This is a genomic window from Trinickia sp. (assembly GCF_051953405.1).
Classification (GTDB): domain Bacteria; phylum Pseudomonadota; class Gammaproteobacteria; order Burkholderiales; family Burkholderiaceae; genus Trinickia.
On record NZ_JBQCIV010000150.1, the window covers coordinates 98887 to 110652 of the forward strand.

General features: G+C 63.2%; 13 protein-coding genes. 7 read left to right on the forward strand and 6 right to left on the reverse strand.

Annotated elements, in window-relative coordinates:
• Window position 1 precedes the first annotated feature (1 nt).
• From ACTHN9_RS27140 to ACTHN9_RS27170, 7 genes are all read left to right on the forward strand, one after another.
• Window positions 2–1567 (forward strand): DHA2 family efflux MFS transporter permease subunit, encoded by a 1566-nt coding sequence (locus ACTHN9_RS27140; RefSeq protein ID WP_440539912.1) that lies wholly within the window; start codon window positions 2–4, stop codon window positions 1565–1567.
• A 1-nt stretch (window position 1568) separates the two neighbouring features.
• Window positions 1569–3203, forward strand: a complete 1635-nt coding sequence (locus tag ACTHN9_RS27145) for an efflux transporter outer membrane subunit (RefSeq protein WP_440539913.1) — start codon at window positions 1569–1571, stop codon at window positions 3201–3203.
• Between the two features lie 94 nt (window positions 3204–3297).
• Window positions 3298–4434 (forward strand): enolase C-terminal domain-like protein, encoded by a 1137-nt coding sequence (locus tag ACTHN9_RS27150; RefSeq protein ID WP_440539944.1) that lies wholly within the window; start codon window positions 3298–3300, stop codon window positions 4432–4434.
• Window positions 4435–4451: 17 nt separating this feature from the next.
• Entirely contained in the window at window positions 4452–5420 is a 969-nt protein-coding gene (locus tag ACTHN9_RS27155) for a hypothetical protein (RefSeq protein ID WP_440539914.1), read from the forward strand.
• A complete protein-coding gene (locus tag ACTHN9_RS27160) occupies window positions 5417–6139 on the forward strand; it encodes a gluconate 2-dehydrogenase subunit 3 family protein (RefSeq protein ID WP_440539915.1) in 723 nt (240 codons plus the stop codon). Before ACTHN9_RS27155 ends, ACTHN9_RS27160 begins: the two co-directional genes overlap by 4 nt.
• A complete protein-coding gene (locus ACTHN9_RS27165) occupies window positions 6129–7772 on the forward strand; it encodes a GMC family oxidoreductase (protein WP_440539916.1) in 1644 nt (547 codons plus the stop codon). The genes ACTHN9_RS27160 and ACTHN9_RS27165 overlap by 11 nt, the downstream gene beginning before the upstream one ends.
• Window positions 7773–7856: 84 nt before the next feature.
• Window positions 7857–8435 (forward strand): DUF3005 domain-containing protein, encoded by a 579-nt coding sequence (locus ACTHN9_RS27170; RefSeq protein ID WP_440539917.1) that lies wholly within the window; start codon window positions 7857–7859, stop codon window positions 8433–8435.
• Between the two features lie 56 nt (window positions 8436–8491).
• Here the strand turns inward: ACTHN9_RS27170 and ACTHN9_RS27175 are convergent, their stop codons facing one another.
• The 6 genes from ACTHN9_RS27175 to tssD form a co-directional block, all read right to left on the reverse strand.
• Entirely contained in the window at window positions 8492–8854 is a 363-nt protein-coding gene (locus ACTHN9_RS27175) for an HVO_A0114 family putative DNA-binding protein (RefSeq protein ID WP_440539918.1), read from the reverse strand.
• The gene (locus ACTHN9_RS27180) at window positions 8851–9054 is read right to left on the reverse strand and encodes a toxin-antitoxin system TumE family protein (protein WP_440539919.1); all 204 of its coding nucleotides are present in this window, start codon (window positions 9052–9054) and stop codon (window positions 8851–8853) included. The genes ACTHN9_RS27175 and ACTHN9_RS27180 overlap by 4 nt, the downstream gene beginning before the upstream one ends.
• Window positions 9020–10012: an SDR family oxidoreductase gene (locus ACTHN9_RS27185; protein ID WP_440539920.1), complete on the reverse strand. Its 993-nt coding sequence runs from the start codon at window positions 10010–10012 to the stop codon at window positions 9020–9022. Before ACTHN9_RS27185 ends, ACTHN9_RS27180 begins: the two co-directional genes overlap by 35 nt.
• Window positions 10013–10364: 352 nt before the next feature.
• A complete protein-coding gene (locus ACTHN9_RS27190) occupies window positions 10365–10646 on the reverse strand; it encodes a hypothetical protein (protein ID WP_440539921.1) in 282 nt (93 codons plus the stop codon).
• Window positions 10627–11145: a DUF2778 domain-containing protein gene (locus ACTHN9_RS27195; RefSeq protein WP_440539922.1), complete on the reverse strand. Its 519-nt coding sequence runs from the start codon at window positions 11143–11145 to the stop codon at window positions 10627–10629. Before ACTHN9_RS27195 ends, ACTHN9_RS27190 begins: the two co-directional genes overlap by 20 nt.
• Window positions 11146–11161: 16 nt before the next feature.
• Entirely contained in the window at window positions 11162–11644 is a 483-nt protein-coding gene (gene tssD / locus ACTHN9_RS27200) for a type VI secretion system tube protein TssD (RefSeq protein ID WP_440539923.1), read from the reverse strand.
• Between the last annotated feature and the right edge of the window lie 122 nt (window positions 11645–11766).

The following is an 11766-nucleotide window of genomic DNA, read 5'->3' on the forward strand; positions in this document are numbered from 1 at the left end:
CATGGCGAACGAAAACTGGCACCCCCGCGCGAATCCCTGGCTGATCGCCGTCGTCGTGACGCTGGCTGCCTTCATGGAAGTGCTCGATACGACGATCGTCAACGTCGCGCTGCCGCATATCGCCGGCACGATGTCGGCCAGCTACGATCAAGCCACGTGGACGCTCACGTCCTACCTCGTCGCCAACGGCATCGTCTTGCCGATCTCGGCGTTTTTCGCTCGACTGCTCGGCCGCAAACGCTACTTCTTGCTGTGCATCGGCGCGTTCACCGTCTGTTCGTTCCTGTGCGGCATCGCCACGAATCTGGGCGAACTCATCGTGTTCCGGATCCTTCAAGGTTTTTTCGGCGGCGGCCTGCAACCGAATCAGCAATCGATCATCCTCGACACTTTTCCGCCCGCGCAACGCTCGCGCGCGTTTTCGATCTCCGCGGTAGCGATCGTCGTCGCGCCCGTGCTCGGCCCGACGCTTGGCGGATGGATCACCGACCATTTCTCCTGGCGATGGGTGTTCTTGCTCAACGTCCCGGTCGGAATCGTCACGACGCTCGGTGTCCTGCAACTCGTCGACGATCCGCCGTGGGCGCGAACGAAGAACGAGAAACTGTCGATCGACTACATCGGTATCGGCTTACTCGCCGTCGGCCTCGGCAGCCTGCAAGTCATGCTCGATCGCGGCGAAGACGCAGACTGGTTCGGCTCGCCTTTCATCCGCGTGTTTGCGGCGCTGGCGGCAGTCGGGCTCGCGGGCGCGGCCGTATGGCTGACCTATACGAGCAAGCCGGTGGTTCGCCTCGCGCCGCTACGGGACCGCAACTTCGCGCTGGGCTGCGTGGCGATCGGCGCGTTCGCGATGGTGCTGTATGGCAGCGCCGTGCTGATCCCGCAGCTGGCACAGACGCGGCTCGGCTATACCGCGACGCTAGCGGGTTTAGTCCTGTCGCCGGGGGCGTTGCTCATCACGCTCGAAATCCCGATCATCGGCAAGATGATGCCGCACATCGAAACGCGGTTCTTCATCGGCCTAGGGTTCGCCTTGCTGGCCGCGGCGCTCGCGTACGCGCACACCCTCACGCCCGACATCGACTATACGACCTTGACGATGATGCGCAGTGCGCAATCGTTCGCGATCGGGTGCCTATTCGTGCCGACGACAGCACTCGCCTATTTGAGCGTGCCGAGAGACCTGAACAACGACGCGTCGGCACTCTTCACGATGTTTCGCAATGTCGCGGGGTCGATCGGCATCTCGGTCTCCACGGCCTTGGTCCGCGAGCGTGCCCAAGCGCGCATGGCGCATCTGGCCTCGCATATGACGCCGCTCTCGAGCAATTTCACCGACGCACTGAATGCCCGCGCCGAGACGATCGCGTCGACGATGGGACAACCGCAGGCACAGGCGCTGAAGACGGCGAACGGCATGATGTACCAAACGTTCGTCTCGCAAGCGACGATCCTCGCCTATATCGACGTCTTCGCGATGCTCGCCGTGCTGTGCGCGTGTTGCGTGCCGCTCATGTTTTTCTTCTCGCCCGTGAAAGCCGCGGGCGGCGCGGGAGGGCATTGACATGCCGACCCGGGCTTCTTCGCTTCCAGCGAATGGACAGCGGCGCGCACCGCAACGCCTCGTCAAGTCGCTCGGCCCGGTGCTGCTGTCATGCGCGTTGGCCGCTTGCACTGTCGGTCCCGATTATCATCCGCCGCAAGCCCATGTGCCGCAGACTTGGCACGATCTCGATCGGCCAGCGGATCCGCGCTCTGACGCAGCAAGCGCGGCGAACCCCACGCAAGGCGCATCCGCGCCTGCCGTCGTCGTCGATAGCGATCCCGATCCGCGATGGTGGCGTGCCTTTCACGACACGACGCTCGACACGCTGATCGCGCAGGCTCGCGCCGGCAATCTCGACTTGCAGCAAGCCGTCTTGCGCATCGTCGAGGCCCGCTTGCAACTGCAATCGACCGCTGCGAAAGGCTTGCCGAATCTGCGCGCCAGCGCGAGCTATCGCCGCGAGCAACTCGGGCTGAAAGGCATGTTGCAATCGAACGGCGTGTATGGTCAGGTCGATCGGCTAGGCGCGCCCAACTCGCCGATCGATGCGATTGCGCCCGGGTCGGGTCCCGCCGTGCAAAAGCAAGCCGACGATCTGTTAGACCGCATCACCTCGCCGATCAACCTTTGGCAAGCCGGTTTCGACGCCTCCTGGGAACTCGATCTGTTCGGGCGCGTGCGCCGCTCCGTCGAAGCGGCTGCCGCTAACGTCGATGCGGCGCGCGAGAGCCGCAACGATGCCTTGCTGTCGCTCGAAGCCGAAGTCGCGCAAACATACCTGCAATTGCGCGGGGCGCAAGCTTCGCGCGATATCGCCGAGCATCTTGTCGACGATGCCCGCGATACGCTCGCGTTGACGAAAAGCCAAGCGAGCGTCGGGCTGGCAAGCGCGCTCGATGTCAAGCAAGCGGCGGCCGCGCTCGCGCAGGCACAGGCCAACGTCGCGCCGTTCGACGGTCAAATCGTCCAGGCCGGCAACGCGCTCGCGCTGCTCGTGGGCGCCGAGCCCGGCGCGCTCGACGCGCAACTCATGCAGCATGAACCGTTGCCGGCCTTGCCCCCAAGCATCGCCGTGGGCCTGCCATCGACGCTCGCGCGCAGGCGGCCCGACGTACGTCAGGCCGAAGCCCAACTGCATGCGGCGACGGCTGGCGTGGGGGTGGCCGTGGCGCAGTTCTATCCCGACCTGACGTTGACGGGACAGATCGGCACGCGGGCGTCGAACGCTTCCGACCTTACGCGGTGGTCGCACTTGTTCTACTCGTTCGGACCGGCCATTTCATTGCCGATCTTCCAAGGCGGCGCGCTCGTCGCGAATCTGCACATGGCGAACGCGCGTCAAGCGCAAGCCGCGCTCGCGTATCGCCAGGCAGTGCTCGTCGCACTGCGCGATGTCGACAACGCGCTCGCCGTCTATCGCACCGATCTCTCGCATCGCGATGCGCTATCCACAGCTGTCACGACGCAACGCAGTGCGTTCGAGCTTGCACGCGAACGCTACGCCAAGGGTTTCGTAAGCTTCATCGCGGTGTTGGACGCGCAACGTCAATTGTCGCAAGTGCAGGCGCAATTCGTACAAGCGCAGACGCAGGTCGAAACGGATCTCGTCGCACTCTATAAGGCGCTCGGCGGCGGCTGGCAGGATGCGGCATAGCGTTTGCTGATTTCTCTGTCGAGCCTGGCGCCGGCATGACGCTCGCCGGCGAAGCCACATCCACCCCAGCCTGTCCGACCCGTTGCACATGACGATGACGTCCGCTGCCACCTCTCGTTTGCACCTGCCCGACGCGCGCGATACCGCGCCGATTTCGGCGGTGCGCGCGCGCGCCTACAAGATTCCGACCGATGCGCCCGAAGCGGACGGCACTTTCGAATGGACATCGACAACGCTGGTCGTCGTCGACATCGAAGCCGACGGCTGCTCGGGGCTCGGCTACACCTATACCGACGCCAGCGCGACGGCGCTGATCCGCGACACGCTCGCGCCGGTCCTACTGCACGAACATGCGGGATCGCTCGCGGCGCTGACGCAACGCTTATGGCGGCGCGTGCGCAATATCGGCCGCTCCGGGCTATGCGCGAATGCCATTTCCGCACTCGATTTCGCGCTGTGGGACCTCAACGCGAAGTTGCTCGGCGTGCCGCTCGTGCGGCTGATCGGCGGCCCGTTGCGCGAACGCGTGCCGATCTACGGGAGCGGCGGCTTCACGAGCTACGACGATGCGACATTGCGCGATCAGCTCGCGCATTGGGTGGATGTAGACGGCTGCACCGCCGTCAAAATGAAAATCGGCGCGGACCCGGCGCGCGATCCCCAGCGCGTGCAAGCGGCCCGATCGGCGATCGGCGACGCGGCGTTATTCGTCGATGCGAACGGCGCCCTCACGGTCAACGGCGCGTTGCAATGCGCCGAGCGCTTTGTCGACCAAGGCGTGGTCTGGTTCGAAGAGCCGGTTTCATCCGACGATTTGGCGGGCATGCGCATCGTGCGCGACGCCGCGCCGCCGACAATGGATATCGCGGCGGGCGAGTACGCCTACACGGGCGACGATTTTCGCCGAATGCTCGAAGCGCAGGCGGTAGACGTGCTGCAAGCCGACGCCACACGCTGCGGCGGCGTAACCGGATTCATGCAAGCGGCGCAGCTATGCGACGCCTGGCACATTCCGCTCTCGGCGCACTGCGCGCCGGCATTGCATCGTCATCTGGCCGCGGCAGCACCGCGTCTGCGCCATATCGAATGGTTTCACGATCACGTGCGCATCGAATCGATGTTGTTCGACGGCGCGCCGAAAGCGGAGCACGGCACCATCGCGCCCGATCTCGCCCGCCCCGGCTGTGGACTCGAGTTCAAGCGCGCCGATGCTGGGCCGTACGCACTTTGAAGGGAGACGCGAGACAGATGCCGACGAATCGTACCGCCAGCGGGATTGTCGCAGCCTTGGGCGTCGCGGCGGGCGCCGCAGCCGCGGCGGCCTTGTTGAAGGCTGCTTCGTCTCATGACAGCAAGCGTACGCTCGCTGCTCGAGCCCTACGATCCGTCGGCCCGGGCGCTCGCGTCGATGCGCACATTCACGCGGCGCGTGCCTTCAATCGCAGCTCGGCGCTGCTCGCCTGGTCGGCATTGACGGATTCCGCTGTCGAACACTATCGCGGCTCGTTCGAAAATCCTGCGATGTACACGCCGCTCGTTGTGGGCGCACTCTCGCTCGCCGCCGGCATTCATGGCGGCGCCGATCATCTCGGTAGCCGTCATCGCATCCGCAATGCGATCTATCTGGCCGCCGCCGGCGTGGGCATCGCCGGCACCGGTTTCCATCTCTACAACGTGACGAAACGTCCGGGCCGTTTCAGTTGGCACAACCTTTTTTACGGCGCGCCCCTCGGCGCACCGGCAGCGCTGCTGCTCTCGGGCGCGCTAGGGGCTGTCGGCGAACGGTTGCGGGACGAACCCGCGCACGATCCCCGGTTGCTGGGCATGCCTGCCGGCAAGGCGTTGGCGCTGCTTGCGGCCGTAGGCATGGCCGGCACGGTCGGCGAGGTCGCCTTGCTGCATTTTCGCGGTGCGTTTCAACACCGCGCGATGTACGCGCCCGTGACCGTGCCGCCGATCGCGGCGCTCCTGCTTGCACGCGCCGCGCTCGCCCCGCCCCGGCCGAACTGGTGGACCCGGCTCTGGCTGCGCGCGACGGCGGCACTCGGGGCGATCGGCGTCGGCTTCCACATTCGCGGCGTGGCGCGCCAACGCGGCGGCTGGCGCAATTGGTCGCAAAACGTCTTGAGCGGCCCGCCGCTGCCGGCGCCGCCGAGCTTCACCGCACTTGCGACAGCCGGCCTCGCCGCCTTGCGTTTGAGAGACACCGAGAAATGAGCCCTCCTCCATCGTCCTCCGCTTCCCGGTATCCCGGCTACGACGTTCTGCTCAAACGCGACACGCCATCGTGGGACGACGTGACGCGCGATGTCATCGATGCGCGGCTCGCCCAACGCAACATGCCGCGCTTTTTCAACGATGCCCAATGGCGTGTGTTGAGCGCGTTATGCGCGGTACTCGTGCCGCATTCGTGCAACGCTGTTTCGGACAGCGACACGCTGCGCTCGGATCAGGGCGGCGATAACGTGCGCTGGGCCGATCCGCTCGTCCCGGTCGCGGCGCTGGTCGATACGACGCTGGCCGACGATAGCCGCGACGGCTACCGCGACGCACGCCTGCCGCCGCTGCGCGACGCCTGGTGCATCGGCCTGGCCGCGCTCGACGTCGAAAGTCGCAACGCCCACCAAACAGGCTTCGCCGATATCGACGAAGCGTGCCAACGCGCGCTCGTCGAGCGCATGCAGCGCGGCGAACTGAAAGATGCCGCGTGGCAGGGCATGCCGTCCGATGTCTTCTTCGAACTGCGCGCGCTGCACGATATCGTCGCCGCTTACTACTCGCATCCGCACTCGTGGAACGAGATCGGCTTCGGCGGCCCGGCGAACCCGCGCGGCTACGTGCGCATGCAGGCGAACCGCCGCGACCCCTGGGAGGCAGCCGAAGCGCATCCCGGAGACGAAGCACGCGCACACAAGGAGAATCGCCGTGCGCGATGATGCCATGCATACCCCGCGCGGCAAGCACGGGCGGGCGCCTGACGTATTCACGGTGGGCGGCTGGATACCGATGCGCGAATATCCGCAAGACGAAGCGGTGGATTTCGCGATTGTCGGGACCGGCGCGGGCGGCGGCACACTGGCCTGCCGTCTGGCCGAACAGGGCTTTCGCGTCGTGGCGTTCGATGCCGGCGCATGGTGGCGACCGCTGGAAGAGTTCGCTTCCGACGAGACGCATCAAGCAAAACTCTATTGGACCGACGAACGCATTTGCGACGGCGAGCAACCGCTCAAGATGGGCAGCAACAATAGCGGTAAAGCGGTGGGCGGCAGCACGGTGCACTTCGCGATGGTCTCGCTGCGCTTCCGGCCCGAATGGTTCAAGTCGCGCAGCGCGCTCGGCTACGGCGCGGATTGGCCGATCGATTGGCGCGAGATGTGGCGTTACTACAGCTACGTGGAAGATGCGCTGAAGATCTCGGGCCCGGTCAATTATCCTTGGGGCCCGCATCGGCCTCGTTACCCCTATCGCGCCCATGAACTGAATGCGGCGGCACTCGTGCTCGCGCGCGGTTGCGAGGCGCTCGGCATCCCTTGGAGCCCGACGCCGCTGGCCACGATCTCCGCGCCGCGGGGCAAAGCGCATCCCTGCGTCTATCGTGGATTTTGCGTGGCCGGGTGTGCGACCAACGCGAAGCAAAGCGCGCTAGTGACTTGGATTCCGCGCGCCGTAAAAGCGGGAGCGGAAATCCGCGATTTGGCGATGGTCGGCAGGGTGGCCGTCGACGAAAACGACCGAGCGACGGGCGTCGAGTATTTCCGCGAAGGCCGCTGGCAGTTTCAGCGCGCGCGCAACGTGGTGGTGGCGGGCTACGCCATCGAGACCCCACGGCTGCTGTTGATGTCGGCAACGCCGCGCTTCCCCGATGGCCTCGCGAACCGCTCGGGGCTCGTGGGCAAGAACCTGATGGTGCAAGCGAACCAGGCCGTGTGGGGCTTGATGGATGAAGAAATCCGCTGGTACAAGGGCCCGCCTTCGCTTGCTATGACGGAGCATTGGAACTATACGGACGAAGGCAAGGACTTTCACGGCGGCTACTGCTACATGAGCCAAGGGCCGCTGCCGAATGCTTGGGCCGCGGTGCAAACCGGCCGAGGCCTGTGGGGCGACGCATTGCATCACGAAATGGAGAAGTACAACCATCAAGCGGGGCTGAAGATCGTTGGCGAAACGCTTCCGCAAGAGATGAACCGTGTCACGCTTGCCGACGAGAAAGATGCCTACGGATTGCCGATTGCGCGCATCACCCACTCGCCTTGCGATAACGACAAACGGCTCGTCAAGCACGCGCTCGATTTTATGAGTACCGCATTGGAAGCCGCGGGCGCCAAAGAGGTATGGCGTCAAGAAGACGACACCTGCCACCTCAACGGCACTGCACGGATGGGCGACGATCGGGAGACGAGCGTGGTCGATGCCGACTGCCGCAGTTGGGACATTCCCAACCTTTGGATTTGCGACGGCTCGGTCTTTCCGACGGTGGGCGGGGTCAATCCCTCGTTGACGATACAAGCCATTGCGTGTCGGACCGCGGATCGGATCGCGGCGTTGCGTGCGCGTGGGGAGTTGTGAGCCTCGGCCGCCCGTGCGCGGTGGGATCCGGCACGGACGTTGCGTCGAATACTCTGAATCGGTTTCACTATTCGGAGGCTAGCGATGGCAGAGAACGCGCAGAACAATCCGACTCAAACCCAGCAGAATCGAATTGCCGCGAACAGTCCGGCCAAGACGCCGGCCGCGGGGGACATGCCCGACGCGAAGACGCAAGGGCGCGAGTTCGGCAAGGGCAAACATCAGACGCCGACGAGTTGGGTCGGAGCGAAAGAGCCCGCGGTGCTACCGTCGATCGAACATGGTGCGAAGAAGGATGCGGAGAGCGAAGATCCGGTTGCACGCGCGAACGCCAGGACCGTTTCTGTCGACAACGCGGGCATGGCCGCGTCGGACGACACGGTCGACACCGATGCCAAAGGGCTGGAAGCCAGACGCGATGCATCGATGTGGCAAGACAACGTCATCCACTCGAATGCGACGTTGGAGAACAACGTTCCCGTGCCGCCCGATGGGCTTGTCGACCTGGATAGCCGCCCCGGCGGGAACGTCCCTATCGTTGCGACACGAGAAGGATGGCGCGTGGCGTATCACGGGACAGTGGACGTGCCGGAGCGAAACGGGACACGCGCCGAGCAGGTTTTCACGCTCGAGCGCACCGCGAAGGGGTACACGCACGGGTGACGGCAAGGCAACGCTGGCATGGACCGAGGCTGCAGTGCCCGCCGCGTGGTGATCGGTCACGCGGCGGCGAGAAGATCGAACTCCGTATGGATCTTGTCGTACGGCACATGCAGCTTGCCGCTCGCGGTCCGCTCGATCAGCCCCCAATCGAGCAATACGGCAGCATCTTCGTGCACCCGCTTCACGTCGCGGCCCAAGTTGCGCGCCAGTGCGCGCAGGCTGCTTTCGCCGAGTGCCTGCAACCGCTCGATGAGTTCCCAGCGCTTTGGCGTCAACACGGCGAACAACGCCTTGGGCGACTCGAACTCGAACGTATCGGTGTCCGACTTCCCTTCATGCCAAGCTTTGACAAACTGTTCGCCCATTTCCGCGAGGGCGGACGCTGTGTTGCGGCGTATACGGATGGTGGCGGTTTTCATGGGGACCTCCTGCGCGTCACTTCTGCGAGAAACGCTTTAATCAGATCTTCTGGGCCGGTAAAGCAATAAGGCTCCTCGACTCCGTCGACGTGGCGATGATCCCCCTTGGGGCGCTCGTTGTCGTACCCGACGATACGTGAGTCTTCAACGCTTCGGCTGAAGGGGCTAGCCTCGCCTTTGCAACCACGACCCAGCAACACTCAGCACGCCGATACCGACGATCGCCAAGAGCAGCGTTCGATGCCGATCGGTAAACATCTCCCAACATCGTTGGCGGGCCTCGTCGTCGAATCGACCGTGCGCACCGAAATCGCCGGGTACCGGCTCGAATAGGTTCCTGGGCGCGTCGGCTTCGAGCGGTTCGTTCGTGAGCTGTCCGCTATACCCGCTGCGCGCCAGATACCGATCGATTAGCGCCGGCGCGATGCGGTTCGCGAGAATGGCCTTGACGGTGGAAAAGCCGACCCAAATCTGCCGGCGGCGATGCGTCGCCGCAAAGTAGATGGCGCGCGCAGCGACTTCGGGCTGGAAGATGGGCGCCACGGGACGCGCCCGCTTGCCCGTCTTGTTGGCTGCCCAGTCGAACTGAGGGGTATTGACCGCGGGCAAATCGACCATGGTCAAGTGGACTTTGAGTCGATCGTGAATGATTTCCGAACGCAGAGCGTCGGTAAAACCGCGAATGGCGAACTTTGCGCCGCAGTAGACCGATTGCAGCGGAACGGAGCGGTAACCTAAGGCCGAACCGACGTTGACGATCGTCCCTCGGTTCCGAAGCCGCATGCGCGCGAGCGCCGCCATCATTCCGTACACCTGGCCGAGGTAGGTCACCTTGGTGCCGCGCTCGACCTCCTCGGCGCTTAACTTCGAGACCGGGGCAAAGACCGTCGCCATGGCTACATTGACCCAGACGTCGATCGGTCCCAGGTTATTCTCGACCTCCGTTGCGGCGGCCTCGACGGCGGATGCATCGGCAACGTCGGTCGGCAGCGCGAGCGTTTTCACGCCGTATGTCGCTTGCACTTCGTTCGCCGCACGGTGCAAACGGCCTGGCTCGCGCGAGAGCAATGCGACATCGTAGCCGTGCCTGGCGAATTCGTCGGCGCACGCGCGGCCCACGCCCGCGCCCGCTCCCGTAATGACGACAACTTTTTTCATGATTCCGCTCCATCACATCGTCCGTCATGCTGCGCGACGAGCATAAGCGGGGCCCGTGCTAGCGATCGCATCGAACGCCAGCAAGACCCTCAAAACCATAAGGATCGCAATGCCGTCGAGCAACACGGGCTCCGTACCATTGCGCCGGATCCTCGGAGACTCGACGCCCCGCAAGACGCGCGCCCACGTCGAACGCAGGCCTAACCTTCGGCTTAACGACGCCTCATCGTTTCGGCCCGCGCGCGGGAGCTGTCATGCCGCATTCCCGGCAATATCTGCACGACCATGGAGTCCGATTGCGTCATCGCCAATCGCTCTCAATCACTTCGTTCCGCGACAATGGCATGAAAAACTATCGCACGCCCCACTTGACTTTTATCCAGATCCAGATCTTTGCGATTAAGACGTATTCCATCGAAGCAACGATCAGATTCACAATCGCGACTGCAGAAAGATAGAGGTCATCTGGATCGCGAATTTCAAGCTCCTGAGAAATCAAGAACAATTTTTGCTGCTGGTCAGGTGGCATCGGCAGCGGATACGTATGGACGAATCGCATCGAAAATACGAACAAGACGACAAAAAGCAGCGCCTTGGATAACCCGATCAGCAAGCTACGGACAGGCGTTGCCATAGGTGATTACCTCGATCATGCCGTATGCGCGGAGATCACCGTTTCGAACGGGCACAGTGGCGGTATGCAACAACGCGCGTCGAATCGCCTGGTAGTCCGAGCGGCTTTGTACAGCAATACAGCCCAGTGACACCCCTCTTCCGCCGATAGGATGGAGGCGGAAATTGCCCCGCTCGACGCCGTCTACCCATGTGACATCGTCGATCTTGCCATCGTCCCGATAGAGCGCAAACCACTCCCCATGGTTAGTGGGTGTTCCAATTATTGAGTTCGCTGCATCCTTCGCCCAGGTCTGTATGCGTGATCCGATCCCCCCTGTAGGACGGTCCACTATCCAGTAACGTCCCGCAGGTATTGGACCATTGTCCTTGATCGCTGTGCAGCCGCCGCGATTTCGATACATTCCATTGCCGGAGATCGCCATGAATGTACCAATTCCAAATATCGACAGCGGCGACAATGGCGCGTTGCTTACAATGAACTTCCCTTGCAAAGCCATTCGTACCTCCAAGAAGCTATCGGTTATCCCACGAGTCGGTGTACCTAACATTTCCATCCGTGTAATGCCATGTGATTCGCTCATACATAATGGAAATTGACTCGATGTGATTGGGCGCCGACATTTCAGCCAGCTTTGCGTTAGTCATTCCTGGATTGATCCCGGCAATTTTCACCCCTTCCAACAGCATGATGAAATACACCTGCTCCTGACCTGCATCGTTAATCTTGTACCACTTCAATTCCGCGGATCTCAGCGTCTGCCCCGTAGCCACGGCCTTATAGAAGTATGGGCTGGAGGCGTCGAACGCCTTCTCGATGCACATCGGGGCGTGCAAGCGCGTTCCGACAATCTGACCGGAGCGGCTATCCACCGGCAGATTCAGGCCGTGACTAAAGCCGACCACCTCGATACTGCCTTCGCGCTCCTGGACGGTAACAGAACCTCTGATGGCCGCCCCGCCATCGTCTTTGAGCCACATATATGCTGGAATCGGCATGCCGGCGTTGCTCCTTCTGGACTTGTTAACCATGGTGTGCAGGCGCAGATCGCAAAAACCTGCTAAGCGGCCACAGTACATGCCGATCGGAGGCAAACGAGAAAACGCCGGAATATTCAGAC